The 25640-nt window shown below is 35.8% G+C and carries 21 protein-coding genes and 1 other annotated feature; of the genes, 3 read left to right on the top strand and 18 right to left on the bottom strand.

The features are described from left to right. Positions 1-1213: 1213 nt before the first annotated feature. From pepF to spxA, 5 genes are all read right to left on the bottom strand, one after another. Positions 1214-3034 carry an oligoendopeptidase F gene (pepF, locus tag ACE38V_RS00880; protein WP_375839237.1) on the bottom strand — a complete coding sequence of 607 codons (1821 nt, stop codon included), beginning with the start codon at positions 3032-3034 and terminating at the stop codon, positions 1214-1216. Positions 3035-3216: 182 nt separating this feature from the next. Continuing rightward, positions 3217-4407, bottom strand: coding sequence for a competence protein CoiA (locus tag ACE38V_RS00875; RefSeq protein WP_375839236.1), 1191 nt, complete (start codon positions 4405-4407; stop codon positions 3217-3219). Positions 4408-4507: 100 nt separating this feature from the next. Beyond that, on the bottom strand, positions 4508-6019 hold the full coding sequence (gene cls / locus ACE38V_RS00870; protein ID WP_375839645.1) for a cardiolipin synthase: 1512 nt from the start codon (positions 6017-6019) through the stop codon (positions 4508-4510). Positions 6020-6182: 163 nt separating this feature from the next. Then, positions 6183-6842, bottom strand: a complete 660-nt coding sequence (gene mecA / locus ACE38V_RS00865) for an adaptor protein MecA (RefSeq protein ID WP_375839235.1) — start codon at positions 6840-6842, stop codon at positions 6183-6185. 311 nt (positions 6843-7153) lie between these two features. After that, complete coding sequence (gene spxA / locus ACE38V_RS00860; RefSeq protein ID WP_375839234.1) at positions 7154-7549, bottom strand: transcriptional regulator SpxA; 396 nt, start codon at positions 7547-7549, stop codon at positions 7154-7156. Positions 7550-8044: 495 nt separating this feature from the next. Between spxA and ACE38V_RS00855 the strand changes: the two genes are divergently transcribed. Further along, positions 8045-8230, top strand: a complete 186-nt coding sequence (locus ACE38V_RS00855; RefSeq protein ID WP_375839233.1) for a hypothetical protein — start codon at positions 8045-8047, stop codon at positions 8228-8230. Between the two features lie 46 nt (positions 8231-8276). On the opposite strand, the gene ACE38V_RS00850 is transcribed toward ACE38V_RS00855, so the two are convergent. From ACE38V_RS00850 to ACE38V_RS00830, 5 genes are all read right to left on the bottom strand, one after another. Then, positions 8277-9218 (bottom strand): ABC transporter ATP-binding protein, encoded by a 942-nt coding sequence (locus ACE38V_RS00850; RefSeq protein WP_375839232.1) that lies wholly within the window; start codon positions 9216-9218, stop codon positions 8277-8279. Positions 9219-9239: 21 nt separating this feature from the next. Then, positions 9240-10274: an ABC transporter ATP-binding protein gene (locus tag ACE38V_RS00845; RefSeq protein ID WP_375839231.1), complete on the bottom strand. Its 1035-nt coding sequence runs from the start codon at positions 10272-10274 to the stop codon at positions 9240-9242. Between the two features lie 16 nt (positions 10275-10290). Further along, entirely contained in the window at positions 10291-11319 is a 1029-nt protein-coding gene (gene opp3C, locus ACE38V_RS00840) for an oligopeptide ABC transporter permease (protein WP_375839229.1), read from the bottom strand. Further along, entirely contained in the window at positions 11319-12248 is a 930-nt protein-coding gene (gene opp3b / locus ACE38V_RS00835; RefSeq protein ID WP_375839228.1) for an oligopeptide ABC transporter permease, read from the bottom strand. Before opp3b ends, opp3C begins: the two co-directional genes overlap by 1 nt. Positions 12249-12387: 139 nt before the next feature. Further along, the gene (locus ACE38V_RS00830; RefSeq protein WP_375839227.1) at positions 12388-14046 is read right to left on the bottom strand and encodes a peptide ABC transporter substrate-binding protein; all 1659 of its coding nucleotides are present in this window, start codon (positions 14044-14046) and stop codon (positions 12388-12390) included. Positions 14047-14341: 295 nt separating this feature from the next. Between ACE38V_RS00830 and ACE38V_RS00825 the strand changes: the two genes are divergently transcribed. Further along, complete coding sequence (locus ACE38V_RS00825) at positions 14342-14710, top strand: DUF3899 domain-containing protein (RefSeq protein WP_375839226.1); 369 nt, start codon at positions 14342-14344, stop codon at positions 14708-14710. 54 nt (positions 14711-14764) lie between these two features. Next, positions 14765-15000: a binding site (T-box leader), on the top strand. A gap of 140 nt (positions 15001-15140) precedes the next feature. Then, positions 15141-16133 (top strand): tryptophan--tRNA ligase, encoded by a 993-nt coding sequence (gene trpS / locus ACE38V_RS00820; RefSeq protein ID WP_375839225.1) that lies wholly within the window; start codon positions 15141-15143, stop codon positions 16131-16133. A 45-nt stretch (positions 16134-16178) separates the two neighbouring features. Here the strand turns inward: trpS and ACE38V_RS00815 are convergent, their stop codons facing one another. The 8 genes from ACE38V_RS00815 to fabF all read right to left on the bottom strand — a co-directional run bounded on the left by ACE38V_RS00815 (position 16179) and on the right by fabF (position 25564). Next, positions 16179-16925, bottom strand: coding sequence for a YjbA family protein (locus tag ACE38V_RS00815; RefSeq protein WP_375839224.1), 747 nt, complete (start codon positions 16923-16925; stop codon positions 16179-16181). Positions 16926-17558: 633 nt separating this feature from the next. Beyond that, positions 17559-18458, bottom strand: a complete 900-nt coding sequence (gene opp4C, locus ACE38V_RS00810) for an oligopeptide ABC transporter permease (RefSeq protein ID WP_375839223.1) — start codon at positions 18456-18458, stop codon at positions 17559-17561. A gap of 13 nt (positions 18459-18471) precedes the next feature. Further along, a complete protein-coding gene (opp4B, locus tag ACE38V_RS00805) occupies positions 18472-19437 on the bottom strand; it encodes an oligopeptide ABC transporter permease (RefSeq protein WP_375839222.1) in 966 nt (321 codons plus the stop codon). Between the two features lie 88 nt (positions 19438-19525). Next, entirely contained in the window at positions 19526-21220 is a 1695-nt protein-coding gene (gene opp4A, locus ACE38V_RS00800; RefSeq protein WP_375839221.1) for an oligopeptide ABC transporter substrate-binding protein, read from the bottom strand. 20 nt (positions 21221-21240) lie between these two features. After that, complete coding sequence (locus ACE38V_RS00795; RefSeq protein WP_375839220.1) at positions 21241-22230, bottom strand: ABC transporter ATP-binding protein; 990 nt, start codon at positions 22228-22230, stop codon at positions 21241-21243. After that, positions 22223-23254: an ABC transporter ATP-binding protein gene (locus ACE38V_RS00790; RefSeq protein ID WP_375839219.1), complete on the bottom strand. Its 1032-nt coding sequence runs from the start codon at positions 23252-23254 to the stop codon at positions 22223-22225. The genes ACE38V_RS00795 and ACE38V_RS00790 overlap by 8 nt, the downstream gene beginning before the upstream one ends. Positions 23255-23379: 125 nt before the next feature. Next, complete coding sequence (locus ACE38V_RS00785) at positions 23380-24003, bottom strand: DUF2268 domain-containing putative Zn-dependent protease (protein WP_375839644.1); 624 nt, start codon at positions 24001-24003, stop codon at positions 23380-23382. Positions 24004-24322: 319 nt separating this feature from the next. Beyond that, positions 24323-25564: a beta-ketoacyl-ACP synthase II gene (fabF, locus tag ACE38V_RS00780; RefSeq protein WP_375839217.1), complete on the bottom strand. Its 1242-nt coding sequence runs from the start codon at positions 25562-25564 to the stop codon at positions 24323-24325. Between the last annotated feature and the right edge of the window lie 76 nt (positions 25565-25640).

The following is a 25640-nucleotide window of genomic DNA, read 5'->3' as shown; positions in this document are numbered from 1 at the left end:
TTTTTGGAGAAATTGTAGGGCAATTTGTATATGAAAATGTAGGGGTACAATCCTGTGTACCGTAGCAAAAATACACGACATTTTTACTTGCAAATGGATATACAGAAAAATATTGTTTTTATTTAAGGTTATCCTCTGCTATAACTGAATGTTGATTTTACTGTGTATGAAAAATAAACGGACAAATTCCGTCTAAATTGGGAAATACCCATATTTCCTTAAAAATAAGAGGAGTTTTTCCGTTTACATGATCCAAATCTTTGTATTTTGTCTTATTTAGAGCCATTAATCGGAATATCTCCGCTTATATTGGCTTCTTAAGCTTTCTCTCTATACATTAGCAGGAAATTCTCCGCCTATGAATTCTCATACCTACACGATATTATAAGGAGAAGGCGAAAATGATTTGTAAACTTCTTAATAAGCAGAATTCGTCATTCGTAATCCGAAGAATTAACCTTTAAAAACAGAAACAGCATGGGGATAAACCCTTGCTATTTCTAATGTTTTTTCATTTCTCTAGCCTTCCCATTTGTCCAACATTTCCGAGTGCAAAATGGATTATATTTGGGTTTGCATTTTCCTGTGTAAATTGACAGGTTGAGATAGTTACGGAACCCGTTTGGATTCTGGTGGCTTTTTTGCTCATTAGAATCCTTTTTCTATTAATTTTAGAACACAAAAGAAAAGAGCCTTGTAAGCCGATTGCTTAACAAGACTCTTTTCTTTTAATAATACGAACAAAGGGGATGGGAGAAATTTTTTTCACGGTCAAACAAAAGGGGTTTATGTTTGTTTGTGATTAATTTCACATCATTAATATACCATAACTTTTCAACCTTTTACAATACTTTGTGTCTGATTTCACAAATTTGTCATAAAGTTTGAATATTAAAAGACAAGCAGCATATATTGGTCTTATCTATTGATATTCTTGTTCGTCATTTCTTTTGTTACTAAGGAGGATTCTCTCTTGATGAAAAGCGTAAATTTTTGGTTAATGCTACTTTTCATTTTCATTTCTCTATTATTAAACTTATTGGGACTAATGGATTTAATTCCACTTTTCATTACTTCTCCCCTATTATTTGTATCCTTATTTATTTTTATTTTTTACATAAACGATCGAAAGAGGTTTAAAAGATTTTAGCTTGACTTATTCTGAAAAAATAGCGAAGGGTTGATTCTCTCAGGTCCTTCGCTTTCATTATTGTTATTTAGAAAGTAAGCTTTCCATTTCATTTAATCTTTCTTCAAACACCTTACAGGCTTCCTCTACAGGTTTTGGACTGGTCATATCTACTCCAGCCTTTTTCAGTACTTCAATTGGATAATCAGAGCTTCCTGATTTTAAGAAACCTAGATACCGTTCAACAGCTGGCTTACCTTCTTCAAGAATTTGTTTGCTTAATGCAGTTGCTGCACTATAGCCCGTTGCATATTGATAAACATAATAATTGTAATAGAAGTGTGGAATTCTTGACCATTCTAAGCCAATCTCCTCATCGAGGACAATATCCTCTTCTCCAAAATACTTCTTGTTTAAAGCATAATATTCATTTGTCAGCATATCTGCTGTAATGGCTTCATTATTTTGCGCCTTTTGATGAATAAGATGTTCAAACTCCGCAAACATCGTTTGACGGAACACAGTACCTCTAAAGCCCTCTAGAAAATGATTCAATAGGAATAATCTCTTTTGCTCATCATCAATGGTTTCTAATAAATAATGATTTAAAAGCGTCTCATTACAAGTAGAAGCCACTTCAGCAACAAAGATAGAATAATCGCCATAAGGATACGGTTGATTCTTTCTTGTGTAATAGCTATGAACAGAATGTCCAAACTCATGAACTAAGGTAAATAGATTATTCACATTATCCTGCCAGTTTAACAAAATATAGGGATTTGTTCCGTAAGTGCCTGAAGAATAAGCCCCGCTTCTTTTTCCTTTATTCTCATGAACATCAACCCAGCGATTTTCAAACCCTTCTTTTAACACATTCAGATAATCCTCTCCAAGTGGAGCTAATCCTTTTAATGCTAAATCCTTAGCTTCCTCATAAGTGATTTCCATTTTCACATTTTTCACAAGTGGCGTATAAAGATCATACATATGTAACTCATCTAGCCCTAAAACCTTTTTACGCAATTTTACATAGCGGTGCAATAAATGTAGATGATCATTAATTGTACTGACTAAATTATCATATACTGCTTCGGGGATATTATTACCTGCTAATGCTGAATGTCGGGCTGATTGATAATTTCTCACCTGCGCCTGGAAATTATCATTCTTTATTTGCCCGCTCAAGGTGCTTGCAAACGTATTACGGAATTGTCCATATCTTTTATACACAGCCTTAAACGCATCCTTGCGAACTCTAGCATCTTCACTTTCAAGGAATCGAATAAAGCGACCATGTGTAATTTCAATCTCTTCCCCATTTTCATCTTTAATGCTCGGAAATTCCAAATCAGCATTATTCAACATTCCAAATGTATTGCTTGAGGCACTAAGGACCTCTGAAGCCTGTGCAAGCAGGGCTTCCTTATCCGCAGATAATACATGCGGCCTTTGAAGATTAATCTCTTCTAAAGAATGTTTATAGAGTTTAAGCTCTTCTTTTTCTGCTAAAAAGCCATTTACCTTTCCCTCGTCAATTTGGAGAATTTCCGGCACAATAAAGGCAAGGGCACTTGCTGCTTGTGAATATAAAGTTCGAATACGATCATTTAATCCTTGATAAAAGGAATTCGTTGTATCTTGATCATAGCGCATATGAGCATAGGAATATAACTTGCTCAAGCGTTCTAATAATTGATCCTGATATTGCAAAACATCATAAAGTGAATTAGCGCTCTCACCCAATTTTCCTTGAAATTCTTCTACTCCAGGAATTAAATTTTTTACTTCTGTAAATTCCTTCTCCCAGTCATCATCCGACGCAAATATATCTTCCAGTCTCCAAGTATCCTCTACTGCAATTTCGCTTCTAGTAGGGAGCTTTTTTACTGCTGTTTCATTAGACATCTTACATCCTCCTCTTTACATTTCGATTTCCGAAAAAATCCTTATTATTAAGTTCTATGATTGGAAAGAAAACTCCTTCAACCAAAGGAAATTAACTACCCCTTTTAGCTTATGTTGATTATGAGCTTTTCATTTATTCAATCCTTTTTTCATTGATAAAGAGTAGATTTTGTTAACTAAAACTAGTCAATGTACCGTCTCATAAAGGTCTGATTAAAATCACTCTCCATTCGCCTTTGTTCCTCCAAATTCGATGCTAGTTGAATATTTCTAACCAAATAATACTCCTCATCTACTTTCTTAAGGCAACCTATTCGAGTAAGCTCATCTAAATATTCCCTAATCCATAACTGCATATTCCCAACACCAATGAGAGGCAATTTTCGAATAGTAATTTCCTTCCTCCTATACCTGCTTAAAAAGGTTAAAAATACTTGTTTCCTACTTATCAGCTGGCCAATCCTTTTTTTCAAAAATACATCGATTAAGATATAAGATTGCCAAATAAATGCAGGAGTTTCAATAAAAATGCTTTGCCTGGTTGGTATGCCAGTTATTGGAGGAAGGAGTTGAACATTCAGATGATTTTCATATAACTCTTGAAGAAATCGACGTTGTATCGGAGTAGGTCTCAGCATTAAATGAATCTTCATTCGATTGATTTGTTGCTGCCAAAAGGTGAAATCGATTGCGGAGCTAAATTGTGGGGAAATGATTTCCTTTACATCACAATTTGATAAAGATTGAATGGAAAACTGGGTAATGGCACTTCGTATAGAGGTTGGGTAAATGTTTTTTAGGAGAATTAGTTTGTTCGTAATCGGACAATATGCCGATATAAATGAAATGAAGTCAGAACTGCGTCTTGTAAACAAATAATCAAAGCTTGAAAGTTTTACACGTCCATCTGCTACTCTTCTTATATTCTTTCCGGCCATCATCCAAATTGGCTGAATTGAATGTTCAAGATAAAGCTTTGTTCTTTTCATAAAAAGTTCTTCAGGAATGGTGGAACATTGAAATTCAATTACATATTTCTGCCCTTCATAGGAAAAAGTGAGATCTGGCTTTTGATTGATGCTTGCGATAAAATATTCAATCTGTGGCTCTAAGGCCTGTTTTTTCAGCCATTGATATAAATGTAATTTTCCTTGTAAATGGTATTCAGATTCTCGGTCATAATCCCTGCTACATAAATGGCCTTTTTCATGAGCAAAATGAGTGATACGCTTAGACCCCATTTTTAGAATAACCTTCTCTGAACACTGGGGGCAAAAAAATTTCTCCTCCCTCTTCAAATTTTTTAATTCTGCTTTGCTCATTCCATCAGCCAAACAAAGAAGTTTCCCATTCTTCATTTTCGCAGTCAGCAATGGACATACCTCCTTTCTTTCTCAGTTATTCGCCATTTCCCGCCTATATCCTTCCTTTTTCTTCAAAATTCAGCATAAAAAATCCGCTTTTATATCCGAATTATAAAAGCGGAGATAGTAATCTTGAAGTAGATTCTAGGAGACGCAATCCTATATGTCTCTTTTTGAAATCTTCAAAAATCAGTTCCTTTGAATTCGTTAAGTCATTTAAATATTCCTTAACGAGCGTATCGATACTGCTTGTACGGTATAAAAAGGCATTTACTTCAAAATTCAAATGAAAACTACGCATATCCATATTCGATGTGCCGATAGATGCTAATTCATTATCCACAATAATCATTTTGCTATGCATAAATCCTTTTTCATATTCATAAATCTTAACTCCTACCTCTAATAATTCAGGAAAATATGAGCGGGAAGCATGAAACACAATGCGTTTATCCGGCTTATTAGGAACAAGAATACGAACATCAATCCCACTAATAGCAGCCACCTTTAAGGCTGAAAAAATATCCTCATCTGGAATAAAATATGGCGATGCAATCCAGACAGACTCTTGGGCCGAGGTAATCATCGAAAAGAAAATGTTCTTGATTACGCTCCACTCATTATCTGGACCACCCGCAATGAGTTGTACCCCACCTTGATCCCCATATGCAGGATTCGGAGATAAATATTCTGCTGTTAAAAAGCTGAAATTCGTCATATAATACCAATCCTGGAGAAAAATGAGCTGTAAACTTTTAACAGCTTCTCCTTTGAGTTTAAGATGAGTATCTCTCCAAAAGCCAATATGTTTATTTCGGCCTAAATATTCATCTCCAATATTTAAGCCCCCTACAAATCCAACATATCCATCTATGACAATAATTTTTCGATGATTTCGGAAGTTAAATTTACTATTCAAAAATGGAAGCTTAACTGGCCCAAATGGAAGAACTTCAATCCCTTCCCTTCTTAGAGAGGTTATGTAATTTTTCGATAATTGCCATGAGCCCACAGCATCATAAAGAAAGCGAACCTTTACGCCTTCACGAGCCTTTTTAATCAATATATTCTTGATCTCTTCACCAATATCATCATGACGAACGATATAATATTCTAAGTGAATATGATGCCTTGCTTTCTCTAATTCCTTCAAAATATGTTCAAACGTCTCATTTCCATTTGTTAATACCTGCGTTTCTGTTCCAAATGAGATTGGACTATTTCCAAGCTTCTGTGCTAAATTAAATAACTGTCGTTGGTGTGGACCTAAATGATTGAATAACTCTTCACTGCTGCGGTGTTGTTCCGAAGTATGTTCTATAAATGCTTGTTTGTCGAGGAAATACTTTTTCCTAAACATTCTTTCCTTATGATAATTTCGACCGAATAATAAATAAAAAATAAAGCCGATAAGAGGAAAGCTTCCTAAAACAACTAACCAAGTAATGGTTTGAGTTGGATGTCGGTTTTCCAAAAAAATCACAAAACCGATAAAAATAACAGAAAGGGTGCTAACAATACTGATATAACGAAACCACCCATTTTTCTCAAATTCATTCAATAAATAATAAAAAACGGCAAGCATACCGATAAAAATAATGACCCGAACCGTATTTTTAATAAAATTCACCTCCCTTTAATACAACATATGGGGAAAGAAATAAAAAAGACTGACTATATGTAAAGAACCATTTCCAACAACGAACATCTATTGGGTATTGATAATAAAACCCATGAACGTAACAAAGGGGAACTGGACCTTTATAAGTCAGCCTTAAAAGGCTTTAATGAAAATATTTTCTTATTTCAGAGAATACATTATCAGCAATAATCTGCTTTCCGTATTCCTCTACTCGATGGATGGTCGTTCGAGCCTCTACCCCAAATTCTAAGAGGATACTTAATGCATTATCAATTTCATCTTCATCAATTTCCTCATCAAATTCAACATATAAGTAATATTTTCCTTCAAACGAATAGAGCTTCGTTAGGAGAAAATCTAAATTTCCTCGATTGGAAAGTGCAATCAAATCTTCAAAATCATTGAAAGTGAGCAGAAATTCAAGACTGAGCTCTTCGACATCTTCCTCTTCAACCTTTGGATTAAAGTGTTGATCAAGCAGGTCTTCTATTCTTGCATCCACTGGAAAATCCTTCAGCTTATCATCCAAAAATGGCAATTCAAACTTTTGGCCATCCTTATTAAGCTGAGCTCTTGTGACTAATACCTCAAGTCCCTTATCAAGAGCTTGAACCTGAATCCATAGTGGACCTTCAATGGAAAAATTCTCTTCCTGATGGACTTCATCCATCATTTCCCAAAAGAGTTCTTCGCTACGCTCGCGACTATACCATATTTCTTCACGGTCAAACCCGCGTTCTTCTATATCTACATACGAAATGTAAAACTTTACGGTATTATCATTTATGCGTTCAATCTCCAAAAGAACCCTCTCCCTTCTTGCTTAAATTTTGAAGGGACAAAATACCCCTACGCAGTCAATCAACCCAACTTTTTAGCATCTATCGAATAATACAAATATTGTTTGCCTTGTACTTATATTTTATGACAAAACATGCATAAAGGGAAATAAAAAAACTCATGATGATGAAAACCATCATCTGCCTAATCTTCCTTATCTTTTATGCTCAGAAATACTTTTTAGCATTGTATCAAAATCTTGACATTATCTCAATCAAATTGCCTAAAAAAAAATCCTTGTTTCTTATAAAAAGAAACAAAGATCTTTATTAGTTAATTGACTAATCTTTGGGCTTCCCTTAATTGGTAAGTCCGTACCTTTCTAGGTAAGAAGCGACGAATTTCATCTTCGTTATAACCAACTTGTAGGCGCTTTTCATCGAGTATAATAGGTCTTCTTAAAAGTCCTGGATTTTCTTTTATCAGTTTAAACAAATCTTGTAAAGGCATCGTTTCTAAATTCACATTCAACTTTTGGAAAGTCTTTGAACGCGTTGAAATAATTTCATCTGTTCCATCCTCTGTCATGCGGAGAATTTCTTTAATTTCCTCGATGGAAAGGGGTTCTGAAAAAATATTTCTTTCTTTATATGCAATTTCATGCTCTTCTAACCATGCTTTTGCTTTTCGGCAAGATGTGCAACTAGGTGAAGTGTATAATGTGACCATTTACAAATTCACACTCCTTATTCATACGAATATCAAATTCTATTTTATACTTATTCAAGCATGTTTTTCTGTGAAAAAAATACCTAAATTAAAATTAATTTAAATAAGTAATTTATATCATTTATTATACACTACTTATATTTAATTTGGTATCCTTTTTTAACATTATCGTATTGTTTTTCTCTAAAGTAATTTAGCAAAATCAATTTCCCTTTTAGCTTGTACGATAATGGTTTTTCCCTTACCATGCTTAAACATTTATTATTCTATATATGTAAGACGTATAAGAAGCAAAAAAGTTTCAAATTATTTATGGTAATTAAATATTTTTTTTTGAACATGAACATGGTTCAATATAGGCGCTTTTTTAATTCTCAATTAACTTTTCAGATTGAAAACGCAAGAATTCATAAAAAATATTCCTTTTCTTCTTTAAATAGTTCTTTTAATATATAAATAAGGGGAATTTTCAAACAGATGATGGGTGGTGTTTTCATGGTAGGATATTTGACAGATTTAGTGATTGTTGCCTTACTAATTATCGGAATTACTGCTACAATTGGTGTTTTCACTAATGGAATTGGAAATATAATTTTTGGTAGAAAACACAAGAAGGAATTTGTGAACCAATCCACTAGATTTCAAACAGGCTGGAAAAGTGTTGGTGGAAAGCATCAATAATCTATTTCGAATAAGGAAAAACGATCTCTTTAACGAGATCGTTTTTTCAATGTTTATGTTGCGCTTTATATTTTTCAAATTCTTTTTCTGAGCAAAGGACAAAGTGTCCAGGTGCAATTTCCCTTAATTCTACCTGTTCACCCTCTGCATAATTATGTGAGTTCGGATCATATCCTCTCCTTCTGCGAGTACGTTCCGTGATTGGATCTGGAAGCGGTATAGCAGATAATAATGATTGGGTATATGGATGCATCGGATTATTATATAATTCCTCTGCAGGTGCAAGCTCAACCATTTTTCCGAAATACATAACACCAATCCGATCACTGATGTATTTTACCATAGAAAGATCATGAGCAATAAATAAATAGGTTAATCCCTTTTCGCGTTGTAATTCTTTCATAAGGTTTACAACCTGAGCTTGAATAGAAACATCCAATGCAGATATCGGTTCATCCGCAATAATAAAATCAGGATCTACAGCCAATGCCCTTGCGATTCCGATCCGTTGTCGCTGTCCGCCTGAGAATTCATGTGGATAACGCGTGGCATGGTCCTTACTCAACCCAACTGTTTCTAGCAATTCATAAACCCGCTGCATGCGTTCTTCCTTTGTCTTGGCGAGACCGTGAATATCAATGCCTTCAGCAATAACATCAGCGATTCTCATTCTTGGGTTTAATGACGCATACGGATCCTGAAAAATCATTTGCATTCTACGGTTGAAAGCTTTTAATTGTGCTTTGGATTTCTTTCCATGCACATTTTCACCTTCAAATATAACTTCTCCGCCTGTTGCATTATATAACCGTATAATTGTCCTCCCAGTAGTTGATTTTCCACACCCGGATTCGCCAACCAGTCCTAAAGTTTCTCCTCGAAAAATATCAAATGAAACATCGTCAACCGCTCTTACTTCATTAGCTTTTCCCTGATTGAAGTACTGCTTCAAATGCTTAATCTCTAATAATTTTTCTCTCTTTTCCATGAGGATGACCTCCTTTTCTCCTTATTTTGCGCCTGGAAATTGTTTCATTCTTTTCTGTACCGCTGCTGGGGGCTCTACTTTCGGCGCATCGGGATGGAGTAACCACGTAGCCGCATAATGCGTATCAGACACTTTGAACATTGGAGGTTCCATCTCTAAATCAATTTTCAGTGCATATTGGTTTCTCGGTGCAAACGCATCTCCCTTTGGAGGATTTAACAAATCTGGAGGTGTACCTGGTATCGCATATAGCTGGTCATCAGCTGTATCTAAATCTGGCATTGAACTAATTAACCCCCATGTATAAGGATGCTTTGGATTATAGAAAATTTCATCTACTGTTCCAATTTCCACGATTTTTCCTCCATACATGACGGCGACGCGGTCTGCAACATTGGCAACAACGCCTAAATCATGCGTAATAAAAATGATAGATGTATCAATTTTCTTTTGTAAATCCTTCATTAATTCAAGAATCTGTGCTTGAATAGTCACGTCAAGTGCCGTTGTTGGTTCGTCCGCGATTAAAATCTTCGGATTACAAGCAAGGGCGATAGCAATAACAACCCTCTGTCTCATCCCACCGGAAAATTGATGCGGATATTGCTTAAACCGTTCTTCCGCTTTTGGAATACCAACTAATTTAAGAAGCTCAAGTGCACGTTCTTTCGCTTCATGTCTGCCTAATTTTTGGTGTTTTATAATAGGCTCCATGATTTGTTTTCCTACGATCATCGTTGGATTAAGGGATGTCATTGGATCTTGGAAGATCATTGAAATGTCCTTCCCGCGAATTTTATGCATGTCTCTTTCTTTTAATTTGGTAAGGTCCTTCCCTTCGAAATTGATTTCTCCACTTTTAATTTGGGAATTACTTTCCGGAAGTAGTCTCATAATCGCTTTCGTTGTCACAGATTTCCCTGAGCCGGATTCTCCTACGATGGCTAGCGTCTCTCCTTTGTATAAATCAAAGGTAGCACCGCGGATAGCCTGAACTTCCCCTGCGAATGTATGGAAAGAAATATTTAAATCCTTCACTTCTAGTAATTTTTCCATTATGCTTCACCTGCCTTTAGTCTCTCATTTTAGGATCTAATGCGTCACGTAAACCATCAGCAACCATGTTAAAGGCTATCATGACAACACTGATAACAATTGCTGGAATGATCATTTGTTCTGGGAATACACGCATATTTTTAAAGCCGTCATTAATCAGTGTACCAAGTGATGCTAACGGTTCTTGTAATCCAAGACCAATGAAACTTAAAAAGGCTTCGAAGAAAATCGCATTTGGGATCGTAAACATCGTATTAATAATGATGACACCAGCCATATTTGGCAATAAATGTTTAAAAATGATTTTGGCGTTTCCTTCACCTAAAGTTCTAGAAGCCAGAACAAATTCTTGACTTTTAAATTTCAATATTTGCGCACGAACTACCCTTGCCATACCGGTCCAACTGGTTAAGGTCAGGGCAACCGTTATAGAAATAATCCCCGGTTTTAAAATGAGGATCATTAAAATAACCACAATTAGGTTTGGAATCCCCATCACAATTTCAATAATTCTTTGCATGATATTATCGACTTTGCCGCCGAAATATCCTGATACTGCACCATAGGTTACCCCGATGATCATATCAATTAAGGCGGCTAAAAAGGCAATATATAGAGAGATTTGCGTACCTTTCCATACTCGGGAAAATATATCTCTTCCAAGTGAATCCGTTCCAAACCAATAATAATCATCAATATGCTTTTGTTCATATGGATTGATTTCAGTGCCATTGGGCAGTTTTCTCACACCATCAAATGGAAGCCAATGGACATTTTCCAATGCTTTTATACGTGGAGGGAGATTTGAATGTGCTGTTAATTGACGGTCAAATTCGTAGTGGCTAATGACAGGCCCCAGAAACGCCAAAATGATTAAAATAAAGATGACAACTATACTCACAAGGGCAGCTTTATTTTTCTTTACCCGTAGCCATGCATCCTGCCAGAAATTTAAGCTTGGCTTTGCAATAACTTCAGCTTCAGCAGAATCAATAATCGCGGGGTCGAAAAGTTCTTTTGGTATTTTTTCTTCAAGTTGTGCCATTAATTCTTTCCTCCCGCAATACGAATTCGTGGATCAATTAATCCGTATAGAATATCAACAATTAATACAATGACAATAAAAAGCGCAGCATATAGTAAAGTTGTACCCATAATAACAGGATAATCGTTTGTATTAATTGATTTTACGAACTGTTCCCCAATTCCAGGAACAGAGAAAATATTTTCAACTACTAGTGAACCGGTCATCAATGATGCGGCTAATGGTCCTAAAACTGTAATAACAGGAATTAATGCATTACGAAGAGCATGCTTCACAGCCACATTAAATCTCGTTGCTCCTTTTGCTCTCGCTAAGGTAATGTAGTCAGAATTTAGTACCTCAATCATTTCTGTTCTCATAAAACGAGAGACGGTGGCAAGAGTAAACATCGATAAAGCAATCGTAGGCAGAATCGTATATTCCGGCCCCTTCCACAAGGCTACAGGCGTCCATCCTAATTTAACCCCAATGTAATATTGCAACAGTCCTGCAAAAACGAAGTTCGGTATCGATTTCCCGAGGACAGCAATAAAGGTAGATCCATAGTCAACCCATGTATTTTGCCTTAATGCAGAGAAAATTCCAAGAATTCCACCGATTATCGCTCCTAAAACGAGTGATTGTAAGCCTAATTGTGCAGAAGGACCAACACGTTTGGATAATAGTTCAGTAACAGGTGTGTTTCCAAATTGGAAGGAAACTCCTAAATCTCCTTTCAATAATCCAGTCATATAGTATCCATATTGTACTGGAATTGGATCATTCAGATGGTATTTATCGAGTAAGATTTCAAGCTGATCAGGTGATAGTTTTTCTTGAGCCCTGAATGGTGTACCAGGCAACATCTTCATTAAGAAAAATGAGACTGATGCAATAATAAACATAGTAATTAACATGTAAATAAATCTTTGTCCCACATACTTAACCATCTTCGCACCTCCTAAAAAGTTTTTAATATTGGGCATTTTTCGACAATTATCGAACAGGGAAAAAGAGAGTATACTCAAGGGATATACTCTCTTTTCTTAAACTTATAGCTTTTGAAGCAGAGTTCTTACTACTTGAAAATTATTTCTCTACTTTAAGCCATTTGTAAGTGTACTCTGGACCAAAAGTATGATATACAAAACCTTTAACTTTATCAGAAACTAATACGTTAGAAGTACGTTGGTAAAGAGGTACTAAAGCCGCATCTTCATCAAGTAAAGTTTTTTCTGCATCTTGTAATAGAGAATAGTATTTTGCATTATCAGTTTCTTTGTTTGCTTCAGCAATATAGTTATCATATTTTTTGCTAGAGTAAGCCATATTGTTGTTTTGTCCATCAGTAATATACAAATCAGAGAATGTCATTGGATCTTGATAGTCAGGACCCCAACCAGAGAATAAGATATCATAGTCTAAAGCTGTTTCAAGTTTAAGTTTTTGTGCAAATGGCACGTTTTTAAGATTGATTTTAATACCAGGTAAGTTTTTCTCTAATTGGTCTTTAAAGTAGGCATCAGATAATTTTGCAGTATCTGTATCTTGACCAATATAAGTAAATGTTACTTCTTTTTGACCAATTTCTTTTAAACCTTGTGCCCAAAGCTTCTTAGCTTCTTCAACATTGTATTTGTTAAATCCTTCATATTTTGCACGGAAATCTTGACCTTTTTCATCTTTAACGAATTCAGCTGGTACAAAATAATTAGCTGCCCTTGAACCATCTTTTAATACATCGTTAACTAATGCATCTTTATCAATTGCCATTGTGATTGCACGGCGAATGTTAACATTTGCTAAAGCTTTATTCTTTTCATTTAATTTCAACCAGAAAATGGAAGGCTCTAACCAACGAACTAATTGCGGATCACTTTCCACTTGTGCGATAACCCCAGCTTGTGAAAGTTTAGGAGTAATATCTGCTTCGCCAGCTTGGAACATGTTTAAAGAAGATTGTGGCTCTTTTTGTACGTTGAAGTTGATTTTTTCCATCGCTACAGAGTCAGCATCCCAATAATCCTTGTTCTTTTCTAATGTCCAGTCAACGTCTTCAGCGCCGTCCCATCCAGTAATTTTGAATGGTCCGTTAGATAATAGATTATCTGAACCAGAAGCATAATCCTTACCTTCGGATTCAACAAACTTTTTGTTTTGAGGTAGGAATGTACCGAAAGTCATTAAAGATTCAAAATATTGAATTGGTTTTACCAATTTGATTTCTAAAGTTTTATCATCAATCGCTTTAATTCCAAGTTCTTCAGGTTTTGCTTTTTTAGCAGCGATTTTGTCTGCATTGAGAATTTTACCACTCATCATATAAGGGCCATATGGAGATGCAGTCGCTGGATCTGCTGCTCTTTGCCATGCAAAAACGAAATCTTGTGCAGTAACAGGATCGCCATTGCTCCATTTTGCATCTCTTAATTTAACTGTGTAAGTTAAACCGTCATCACTAGCTTGAGCAGGACCTTCAGCCATTGCAGGTACCGCTTTTTGGTCTTTATCAAGACGATATAAGCCTTCATTTGTGTTGTTTAACATCGTGAAGCTGACAACATCCTGTGCCATTACAGAATCCATTGAAGGAATTTCTGCAGATTCAAGTGCAGTAATCTCTTGTTTTACAGTACCTTTTGTCTCTTTTTTGTCTCCTGCTTTATCATCGCTACCAGAACACGCAGCTAGAATCATGCTCAAAGCAACTGTAGGAGCTAGTACTTTTAAGTAACTAGACTTTTTCATAATAGACCTCCCTATATTTTCTGAAAACTTTCTATATTTCCTATTATACATATTTACCGAAAAATGTACATTACTTTTTCAAAAAAATTTTATAGTTTTGATATTATTCAGTAATAATGAATATTCAAATATGGTATAATATATAAATATCTATTAATATAAGGTTTTGTTGAAAAATTCGCTCAATTGTATAAACTGGTATAATTTACTATTATTTTCCTTTCTTATTTTTGAATGAATAACATTTTTATGCTTTAACACTTTAAAGGAATAATTATTTTAGTGAGGTTGCTTTATGAGAAATAAGAGAAAATATATTCTATTTGCCTTTATTATTACCCAAATAGTCATATTTATTTTATCCTTTGTACTCCAAAAAAAGATTACATTGCTATCTTATATAAATATTTCCTTTTATTTTTCGTTCTTCTTTCTTCTAGCAGCTCTGACTATATATATCATACAATCAGGATTCTTTAATTCGTTTTTTGATTCGTTTAGAAGACTGGCTAAGGCAAAGAGAAAAGCTGTTGTAGAAGATGAATTTTCGAGTACAACTCCTTATTCTGAGTTAATATCTTTTTCACAATTTCCAATTTTAGTTCTGGGTCTGTTAAATGGGGCATTTTGTGTGATTTCATTAATTCTTTACTATTATCTTTAATACTTGATTTATCAACCAATATTATTTATAATCCGTAAATAATAGTATATATGAAAGTAAGCGATGAGAAAGAATAGTACATTTCCTACTCGTTTGCAGAGAGTTTGTGGTTGGTGGAAACAAACAACGAGGGAAATTGGAATGGACTTTTTAGCTTCTATTACGAAATGCTGTTTTAGAGTAGTTTTAGACGTAAATCTTGCGTTAAAAGATTTCATGTACCATACATGAAGATAAGAGACTCTTTTTAGAGTAATTTAGGGTGGCACCGCGGACCATACGTCCCTATGTATATAGGATCGTATGGTCTTTTTTTGATTATAATGAATAAAGAAAGCAGCCGTCTCTACATCTCTAGGTATAATTAATTTTCCATAAAATATTCATCTTATTTTACAAAATCGTTTTTTTATTAAAGGAGGAGTTTACTATGAAAACCATTTTTTCTGGGATTCAACCTAGTGGTACGATTACACTTGGCAATTATATTGGAGCATTAAAACAATTTGTTGATCTACAAAACGATCATAACTGTTATTTTTGTATTGTGGATGAGCATGCCATTACTGTTGCTCAAGATCCAGCACAATTACGCAAAAATATCCGCAGCCTAGCAGCTCTCTATCTCGCTGTGGGCATTGATCCTGAGAAGGCTACTTTATTTATTCAGTCTGAGGTTCCTGCACATGCTCAAGCTGGTTGGATGATGCAATGCATCTCCTATATCGGAGAACTTGAACGAATGACGCAATTCAAAGATAAGTCTGCTGGAAAGGATGCCGTCTCAGCTGGATTACTTACGTATCCTCCTTTAATGGTTGCGGATATATTATTATATAACACAAATCTCGTTCCAGTTGGAGAGGATCAAAAACAGCATTTAGAATTAACGCGCGATCTAGCAGAGAGATTTAATAAAAAATACAACGATATTTTCACGATTCCTGAAGTAAGTGTGCCAAAAATTGGGGCGCGCATCATGTCATTACAGGAACCAACCAAGAAAATGAGTAAATCCGATCCGAATAAAAAAGCTTTCATTTCATTGTTGGATGATCCTAAGGTCATTGAGAAAAAAATTAAAAGTGCCGTTACCGATTCAGATGGAATTGTAAAGTATGATCCTGAAAACAAACCTGGAGTATCCAATTTACTTTCCATCTATTCCATTCTTTCAGATAAACCAATTGAAGAAATTGAAATTCTTTATGAAGGAAGAGGTTATGGGGAATTTAAAGGTGATTTAGCTCAAGTTGTGATTGATAATTTCGAACCCATTCAAACCAAATACTATGAATTAATGGATTCTCCGATTTTAGATGATATTTTAGATAAGGGTGCTGAAAAGGCAAAATTGGTTGCCAATAAAATGCTGAAAAAGATGGAAAACGCCATGGGGTTAGGAAGAAAAAAGAGAAGATAAATGGAAAGACATTTTTAAGAGGAGTTGGTCCTAAAGCCACTCCTCTTAATTCACTTTCGGACCATGCTCCATCTCCCATAGCTTCTCAAAAAATGGCTGACCCTTAATTAAATTCTCACAAAAATGCTCATGTTTACTTGTCCATCCACTTTTAATCTGTTCAAATAATTGCACCCATGCTTCCTCGAAATTTAACCCTTGAATGTCCTCATATTTTTCCGGGCTCCATTCCGTTAACCAATATCTAACTTCAGCAACATTATGAGAAGAATGCAGTTGGTCTAATGCCATAAATAATAATTGCTTTAACTGTCGTTCTTTACGAGTCAGCCCACACATAAAAACAGGCTCAGGAGATAGAATATGGAATTCTTTTAAAGAAGATCGGTCATTAAAGGCATACACATTCTCTTCTTGATTACTAAGCATTTCATATACCAACTGCTCTTGCCTTGGAATCAGCCTGCTTTTTCGAATTGGAATATTATAACCGATTGTATCAATTGCTAAAATCCCTGTTCCATCTGAAATAATAAAGCAATAATCTAATTGGATTCGCTCATGATTTTTACGTAAATATGCCTTTTGGTAGACCTCATCAAGAAGTTGTTGTGGTAGCTCTGATAAGTCGTTTTCTATGTAGTTATATAATATGGATTCTACCTTGATTAATGGAACTTGATCGAGTAGTTCAACTCCATCTTCTTTTCTCCATTCATGGAAATGGCAAACATTATATCCATTTTCTTCCCCTTCGAACCAGTTTACCCAAACGTCATGAAGATACAACATAATTATACCCCTCACTTCGGAAACTATTTGTCCTCAGTATAGGCAGACATCCGTAAAATTATTCCTTAAATGCAACGATCCTCCAATTATCCTATTTTTTTATCCCACTCTTAACGGACATTTTGACTCCCACTTCAAGATTCTGTGAATACGAAGAAGATAAGTGGGAGATCAACTGTCCGTAAAGGTCCGACGAGGAATTAAGGTCCTAGTCAGGCGAAGCCACAGGATGTGGCGTTATGAGCGTGATAAGTGAAATAAGATTTTTCTTTGGGCTTCAGCCCTTAGAAAAATCAATCAGGCTCTGCGTGACTAACCATCAGTGGGGGATGAATGACAGACTAAAAACGCGATGTCAATCGCAACGTGCACTAGCAAGTCCTGTGCGTCGAAAACCCCACTGATGGAAGTTTCACTTTATAGATAGATTCCTTAAATTTGATCTCAAAGTGAACAGAGAGCATGGCCATCTAACTGATCGTTCCTTGGCGCGATGAACGAATTTTTACCGATTCATTCTCCTGATATGCTGTTCATCAAATCCACCCAAAAAGCTGTTCATCTATCAATATGAACCACTTTATATTTGCATCCCTTCTTCCAAAATCTAATTCATTAAATATCCACACCTATTTACCTTCGTGATTTCGGATTCAACGCATCCTTTAAGCCTTCTCCAATAAAATTTATGGATAAAATAGTTAGCGTGATTAATACAGCAGGTGGAATCCAAATCCATGTTTTCGATTGTAAAACATCCGGTTGATTAGCAGATGAAAGCATATTCCCCCAACTTGGAACCTCTTGTGGAACCCCAAATCCTAAATAACTCAGCCCGGATTCAACAACAATCATGGTTGCAAATAATAACGTTGCATGAACAATAATCGTGGACAATACATTGGGCAATAAATGCTTTACAATCACTTTAGCTGGTGAGCATCCGATTGATATCGCAGCAAGAATGTACTCATTTTCCTTTTCAGCCAATATTTTACTTCGTACAATTCGGGCAACCTGCCCCCAGGTTAATAGACTTATTGTGGTAATCAATACCCAAACACCTGATACTTTTCCGAAAAGAATCGTATTTAAAACAATGACAAACACTAAAAAAGGAAAATTCAAGACAAAATCGGTAAACCTCATCATCATTTGATCAATTATTCCTCCAAAATATCCTGCAATAGAACCAATAACGGTTCCTATCATAATGACAAATAGTGTACAGGAAATCCCCACTAATAATGATATCCGTCCTCCATACAGTAATCTCGTCCAAACATCTCTGCCACTCTTATCTGTTCCAAGCCAGTGCTCACCCGATGGTTTTAACGACATTTCTCCAATATTGACCTTTGTGATATCAGCTGATGTAATAAAAGGGGCTAGTATGGAAAAAATGGTAACAACGAATAAAAACACTAAACTTGCCATCGCTAATTTATTTAGTATAAATTTCTTTCTGGCAATTCCCCATGGGGATAAGCTATTATTTATGTTTACTTTCACTTGATCTTTCTCTAATTCCATCTAGTCACACCTCCTAATCAAGCCGTATTCTCGGGTCTACTACCCCATAGAGAATGTCTGCTAGCAAATTCCCAAATAACGTGAAAAAAGAAAATAGCATCGTAATGGCCATTAATACTGGATAATCACGGCTTGTAACCGATTGTAAAAATAATTGTCCAATTCCAGGATATGTAAAAATCGATTCAATAATGACTGAACTACTAATCACGGTCACGATATCAAATCCCAAAAATGTAACTAATGGAATAATCGAATTCCTTAAAATATGGACATTGTAGATCTTCTTTTCAGGTGTTCCCTTTGCTCTAGCCGTTCGTACATAATCCTTGCGGCTGTTTTCGATCATATCATTTCGCAAAAATTGCGTATATTGCGCGGTACTAAGTATCCCTAAAACAAATGCAGGCAGGATAACATGATGAACCCTACTTAGCCAATAATCAATTGTTCCATCTGGAATAGAAATATCCACGGAACCATTTGAGGGAAAGAAATTAAATTGAAAGGAAAAGATATAAATAGCAAAAACTCCTGCAATAAAGGTAGGGAGGGCAAGGCCAAAATAATTGAGTCCACCAATCAAATGATCCATTTTGGTATAAGGTCTTCTCCCTGCATATTTTCCCATCAAAAAGGCTAGTACATAGGTGATTAATAATGATGTTAATCCAAGGAATAATGTATTAGGCAGTCGTTCTAGAATAATATCGGCTGCCTCTATTTTAAAGCGTGTTGATTTGCCAAAGTCCCCTTGTAAAAAATCGGATATCCAGCGAAAATATTGCTGAGGAATGGGATCATCATATCCTAATTTTTCCCGCATTTCTTCTATATATTGAGGATTTGTATTCGTTGGATCAATTTCACCACCTAATGAATCTCCTGGCATGAGCTTTGCAAGGGCAAAGACAACAATGGAAGTAAGGAGTAACATTGGAATCATCCCAATAATTCTTCTCATTGAATATTTGAGCATACACATTCTCCTTAGAAATTGCTTTTAATCTCTTCTATTATATAAGGAACGATTAGTAGGAATACCCCACTAATCGTTTTCCATCTTACTAATCAAGCCACCATTCATTCGGACGATTTAATCCAGCAACACTAAATGTAACGCCCTTAACCCGTTTATTAATTGCCATAATTTCATCAAGCTCCGCAATAGGAAGGATAGGAAGCTCATCCATAAATTGCTTTTGCCAATCGATATAGATTTGCTTCCGTTTTTCTTGATCCGTACCTACAATTGAAACATCCAGTGCATCATCTAATAATTTATCACTTTCCTCACTTACCCAACGAGGATAGTTCCAAACAGCATCTGACTTCCATAATCCAGACGGATCAGGATCTGAATCTGTTTGCCAGCCGCCAAAGAATACCTCAATCGATTTATCAGCCTTATCCAACATACTGTAATACAAATTTGCCTCAGTCATGGTTAATTTTGTTTTTAAGCCAACTTCCTCCCAATACTGAGTTAATGCCTTTGCCCGCGATTCAAATGTAGGATTTCCTGCATCATAGTGAGAGAAATTGACGACAAATTTTTTTCCATTTGGGTCCTCGCGGAAGCCATCCCCGTCTACATCCTTAAACCCATCTTCATCCAATAATTGCTTTGCTTTTTCAGGATCATATGGATATTGCTCTAAATCCTTATTATCAGCTGCTACCCAGTGACTGGAAGGAATCGGGCGATTGACCGGGGAACCTACTCCATAAAAGTAAGCCTTCACCCACTCCTCGCGATTGATTGCATATAGCATAGCCTGACGTAATTTCTTATTTTGATATTTAGGCTCGTTCATTATATTCTTTTCTCCATCCCAAGTTCCAAGCCTAAAACCAATATAGTAATAGGATATGCCAGGATATTGTTCAACTTTTACATTATCAAGAGCTTTAATTTCATTAATAATACTTGGATGGAATGGAGTCATATCTAATGAATTATTTTGTAATTCCCCAACCGTTAAGGTGGAATCAATCACTTTTAGAATCACTTTATCAATATGAGGCTTGCCTCCAAAATAATCATCGAATCGTTCCATTTCTACCGATTCACCAGGAACAATTTTCGTTACCTTAAATGGACCTAACCCTACAGGATGTTTACGAACTTGATCGGATTCGAGCATATCCTTTACAGGCATTCCTTCAAATTCTTTCTTCGGCATTGGATAAGCCCAAAGATTTTCAAGATTATTGACTCGGGCTTTATCAAAGGTGATTTCTATATGATAGTCATCTATCACTTTAATTCCACTAATTGTTTTGGCTTTTCCACTATGAAAAGCAGGGGTCCCTTCAATATTTTGGACATTCGTATATCGTGGTCCCTTATAATCCTTATGGGCAATGGTTTCTAATGCAAACACCCAGTCATTTACAGTTAATTCCTCTCCGTTATGCCATTTCACTCCTTCTTTAAATGTAAATGTATAGACCTTGCTATCCTTTGTATCCCATGTGGCAATATGTGGCTGGATTTTCAAGTTTTCATCATAAGTAAACAGGCTTTCGTCAAAAAAATCTAATACTTTGGAATCTGTGTCATTTCCATAAAAACTCCAATTAAATATTCCCTCCGGAGCTGAATCAAGTGAATATACCAAAGTCCCCCCTTCTTTTGGCTTTCCTTTTGATTCACTACTTTCCTCTTTTTTCTTATTCTCTTCTTTGTCACTACATGCAGATAAAAATGCAGTTAGGATTAGCATAATAGCTGTTAACATTAACCAACCTTTTCTCATTCTTTTTCCCCCTTTATATATCAATAGAGATGACAAGCTACTTTATGGGATTCCCTCACCTCCTTTAATGAAGGCTTGACCGTCAAGCATTCTAATTTTGCTTGTGGACAGCGGGAATGAAAAGGACAGCCAGCTGGTGGATTTATTGGACTAGGGACATCGCCTTGAAGAATAATGCGTTCTGCTTTTTTACGTGGATCCGGATGTGGAATGGATGATATAAGAGCTTGTGTATAAGGGTGTAGGGGAGTGTTGTAAAGATCTTTTTTATTTGCCATTTCAACGATATGACCTAAGTACATCACACCAATGCGATCACTTATATGCTTCACAACACTTAAGTTGTGTGCAATAAAGAGAAAAGTAAGATCAAATTCTTTTTGCAATTGCTTTAACAGATTAAGAACTTGGGATTGAACAGATACATCGAGGGCTGAAACAGGCTCATCGGCAATGATTAATTTTGGCCGCAAAGCGAGCGCACGAGCAATGCCAATTCTCTGTCTTTGTCCACCTGAAAATTCATGAGCGTATTGATTATATGCCTCTTGCTGTAGACCAACCTTATTTAATAATTCCATTACTTCATCCTTCATTTCTTGCTTGCTCTTTTTCATAAAGTTATAAATCGGTTCCGCAATCATATCTCCCACTCTTTGCATTGGATTTAATGATGCATAGGGATCTTGAAAAACCATCTGAAGATTTCTTCTTATCCCCCTTAATTGCTTTCCTTTAATTTTTGAGATATCTCTCCCTTGAAAAAAGATTTGTCCACTAGTTGGATTTACTAATCGCATGATGGTTCTTCCTGTCGTGGATTTTCCACAACCCGATTCGCCAACAAGTCCTAAGGTCTCCCCTTTTTTTATTTCAAAGGAAACATCATCCACTGCTTTCACATAACCTAATGTTCTTTTAAAGAAGCCGCCTTTCACGGGATAATGCGTTTTTAAATGAAGGACTTGTAATAAATGATCATTTTCTTTGATTGGACTTGGCTTATTCATATCTATTTTCTCCTTCTATATGTCGACTTTCTTCATATAATAAACATGATACAAAATGGCCTATTTCAATTTCACTTAATTGTGGGGTAATTCTCTCACATCTAGGCATTTTAGCAGGGCAGCGATTATAAAAGCGGCACCCTTTTCTTGGCATATTTTTTAATGAAGGTACCATTCCAGAAATGGTAGTTAATGATTCAACATCCTCATCCATCTTAGGGATTGCCCTCATCAATAGCTTGGTATAGGGATGTTTGGGACCATAGAATAAAGTATCAACATTGGTGCGTTCCACTATTTTTCCCGCATACATGACAAGCACCTCATCACACATCTCTGCAATAACCCCTAAGTCATGGGTGATTAATAAAACAGACATCTCGTTAACCTTTTGAATTTCTTTGAGAAGCTCAAGAATTTGCGCCTGAACAGTTACATCAAGAGCTGTGGTTGGTTCATCAGCAATCAATAACTTGGGCTGACACGCAATGGCGATCGCAATCATGACCCTCTGTCTCATTCCTCCAGATAGTTGATGAGGATATTCATTAATGATTTCATCTGGTCTTGGAATCCCGACACTTTTTAAAAGAGCGATACTTTCAAATCTTGCTTCCTCCTTAGATAATTTTATATGATTAAGAAGAATCTCCTGAATTTGATAGCCAATTGTAAAAACGGGATTGAGAGAAGTCATTGGTTCCTGAAAAACCATTGAAATATCCTTCCCACGCATTTTATTCATATCTCCCTCTTTCATTTGTTCAAGATGTTTGCCATTAAAGATTAGTTCTCCACCTTGAATTCTTCCGTTTTCATGGGACACTAGTTTCATGATGGATAAACTTAAAACCGATTTTCCACAACCAGATTCACCAACAATGCCAATGATCTGATTTTTATTCACTACAAATGAAACATCATCCACTGCATTATATAATTCACCTTCAATTTCAAATGCAGTTTCTAGGTGCTTAACTTCAAGTAAATAATCCTCTTGAGAAGATTGGTTGTACAAACTCATATCGCACCTCTATTCTATTGAAAATTTTCCGACAATTAAATTCTATTAATAAGATGTTATTTCATGTACATAGAAATTATTACAAATGGGAGGTTTTTCATTTAGACAAAAAGAAAAAGCCTACTTTAGGCCTCCACTTTGAAGAATTGATTTTCTTTTAAGAAAAACTTGGCTGGAAGTGTAAATGAGGATTTTGTTGTAAAATGATGATTCTCGTATGTTCTCCTTACCATTTCATATCCAAGTCCATAACCAACTAAACGAGGATAAGGGGTATGTCCATATAATAATTTTTCATGAAGAGGATCTCCTTGATTGATGGAAAGATGATCTATGAAAAATTTTTTCCAAAAGTTTAATAGCTGTTTATTTGAATAAAGACCACACCATTTCGCACAATATTTTTCACCACAATGCTCACGAACGGCATGCTCTGCTAAACCTTCAAGAATAATAGAATCAAGAAGAGTATTTTGCTTTGGAGGCTTCCTCCCTTTCGTCAAGCGACATACATGATGATATTCGTGAACAAATAAAGACTCCATTTCCTTTTCATCCTCAAAAATAGTTAAGAATAGGAACATTTTATCTGGGAACGACACTCCAGATTTATTTTGTTGGCTACGAAAAATAAAATTGGAACGAGATTGCATTGGAAAAAGATAGATAGGAATATCCGGGCCCTGCCATTCAGTTTGATATTTTTTCAAAAGTTGTTTTATTTTATCCCAATAATTCTTCTTTTTCATCTCTTGAAATGTGGACCACGAAGTTCGATTAGGACGAAACATTCCAAATTTAGATAAGTATTGATAAAGCTTTTTCGGATTTGTCTCAGAAAATGTCTTACCAAGCTTTTCACAGAGCCTCAAGGGTTCATCAAATTCATCTTCTAGCCATTCATCGGTACGTACTACCCCATTTTATCCTCTCCTTGAATCATTATTTGTTGATCATAATATGAGAAAGAGTAAAAAAGGTGTAATAAATAAAAGGCTGACAACCTTACACAATCAAAAAATTTGTTTGTGTGAAAGCTATCAGCCCTGTCTAAATCAAATGGGATGATTAATTTTCAAATTTACGAAAAACAATCGTTGCATTATGTCCACCAAAGCCAAGTGAGTTACTCATTGCGGCTTTGATTTCTTGTTTTCTTGCTTGATGAGGAACATAGTCTAAATCACATTCTGGATCTGGTGTTTCTAAATTGATCGTTGGCGGGATAATCCCATTTTGCAGCGCAAGTACCGTAAAGATCGCTTCCACTCCACCAGCTGCACCAAGAAGATGTCCAGTCATGGATTTTGTTGAACTTACTGCCACCTTATAAGCATAATCTCCAAAAACCGTCTTAATCGCCATTGTTTCATATTTATCATTATATTCTGTACTAGTTCCATGTGCATTGATATAATCAATATCCTCTGGATGAAGCCCGGAATCGTCAATCGCCATTTTCATTGCACGAGCTCCACCTTCACCCTCAGGGGCCGGTGCTGTAATATGGTACGCATCACCCGTTGCACCATAGCCGACAATCTCTGCATAAATTTTTGCCCCACGGCGAAGTGCATGTTCTAATTCTTCTAGAACGATGATTCCTGCACCTTCCCCCATAACAAAGCCATCGCGATTTTTATCAAATGGACGGCTTGCTGTTTTTGGATCCGGATTAAGTGATAATGCTGTATTGGCACAAAATCCAGCCATAGACATTTTCGTAATCGGTGCTTCAGCTCCACCTGTAATCATTGCATCAGCATCACCGCGCTGAATGACTTTAAAAGCATCACCAATTGAATTCGTACCCGTTGCACAAGCCGTTACCGTACAAGAGTTAAATCCACGAGCTCCAAGTGTAATTGATACTTGACCAGTTGCCATATCCGGAATTAACATTGGTACAAAGAAAGGACTTACCCTTCTATAACCACGTTTAAGGAAAATTTCATACTGTGTTTCAAAAGTTTCCATGCCACCGATTCCAGAACCGATCCATACACCAACACGATGAGCATTTTCCTCATTGATATCAAGATTAGCATCCTTCACTGCCATTTTTGCTGAAGCTACTGCATAATGAGTGAATCGATCCATTTTTCTCGCATCTTTGCGATTAATAAAATCTTCAATATTGAAATCCTTTACCTCTGCAGATACTTTAGCAGGATACTCATCTTTATTTACTCTTGTTACTATTCCAAGTCCTGATTTACCAGCTAAGATATTTTCCCATGTAGTATCTGCATCATTTCCAAGTGGTGTTACAGCACCAATACCTGTAACAACAACTCTTCTCTTTTCCATTTTGTTATCCTCCTCGTTTTTTACCACTAATCATAAAAATCTATTTCTTATTATACTTTGGAAGCAAATTATTTTC

Source organism: Cytobacillus sp. Hz8 (assembly GCF_042263505.1).
Classification (GTDB): Bacteria; Bacillota; Bacilli; order Bacillales; family Cytobacillaceae; genus Bacillus_BE.
This window is presented reverse-complemented; position numbering and strand designations above follow the sequence as displayed.

Bases quoted from the DNA above. Each gene is read 5' to 3' on its own strand.
- ACE38V_RS00845 (WP_375839231.1), bottom strand. From the start codon at position 10,274: ATGGAAAAATTACTAGAAGTGAAGGATTTAAATATTTCTTTCCATACA.
- ACE38V_RS00825 (WP_375839226.1), top strand. From the start codon at position 14,342: ATGAGAAATAAGAGAAAATATATTCTATTTGCCTTTATTATTACCCAA.
- ACE38V_RS00790 (WP_375839219.1), bottom strand. From the start codon at position 23,254: ATGAGTTTGTACAACCAATCTTCTCAAGAGGATTATTTACTTGAAGTT.
- fabF (WP_375839217.1), bottom strand. From the start codon at position 25,564: ATGGAAAAGAGAAGAGTTGTTGTTACAGGTATTGGTGCTGTAACACCA.
- opp4A (WP_375839221.1), bottom strand. From the start codon at position 21,220: ATGAGAAAAGGTTGGTTAATGTTAACAGCTATTATGCTAATCCTAACT.
- ACE38V_RS00785 (WP_375839644.1), bottom strand. From the start codon at position 24,003: ATGAAAAAGAAGAATTATTGGGATAAAATAAAACAACTTTTGAAAAAA.
- ACE38V_RS00830 (WP_375839227.1), bottom strand. From the start codon at position 14,046: ATGAAAAAGTCTAGTTACTTAAAAGTACTAGCTCCTACAGTTGCTTTG.
- opp4B (WP_375839222.1), bottom strand. From the start codon at position 19,437: ATGCTCAAATATTCAATGAGAAGAATTATTGGGATGATTCCAATGTTA.
- trpS (WP_375839225.1), top strand. From the start codon at position 15,141: ATGAAAACCATTTTTTCTGGGATTCAACCTAGTGGTACGATTACACTT.
- ACE38V_RS00795 (WP_375839220.1), bottom strand. From the start codon at position 22,230: ATGAATAAGCCAAGTCCAATCAAAGAAAATGATCATTTATTACAAGTC.
- spxA (WP_375839234.1), bottom strand. From the start codon at position 7,549: ATGGTCACATTATACACTTCACCTAGTTGCACATCTTGCCGAAAAGCA.
- ACE38V_RS00855 (WP_375839233.1), top strand. From the start codon at position 8,045: ATGGTAGGATATTTGACAGATTTAGTGATTGTTGCCTTACTAATTATC.
- opp3C (WP_375839229.1), bottom strand. From the start codon at position 11,319: ATGGCACAACTTGAAGAAAAAATACCAAAAGAACTTTTCGACCCCGCG.
- pepF (WP_375839237.1), bottom strand. From the start codon at position 3,034: ATGTCTAATGAAACAGCAGTAAAAAAGCTCCCTACTAGAAGCGAAATT.
- opp4C (WP_375839223.1), bottom strand. From the start codon at position 18,458: ATGGAATTAGAGAAAGATCAAGTGAAAGTAAACATAAATAATAGCTTA.
- ACE38V_RS00850 (WP_375839232.1), bottom strand. From the start codon at position 9,218: ATGGAAAAGAGAGAAAAATTATTAGAGATTAAGCATTTGAAGCAGTAC.
- opp3b (WP_375839228.1), bottom strand. From the start codon at position 12,248: ATGGTTAAGTATGTGGGACAAAGATTTATTTACATGTTAATTACTATG.
- ACE38V_RS00815 (WP_375839224.1), bottom strand. From the start codon at position 16,925: ATGTTGTATCTTCATGACGTTTGGGTAAACTGGTTCGAAGGGGAAGAA.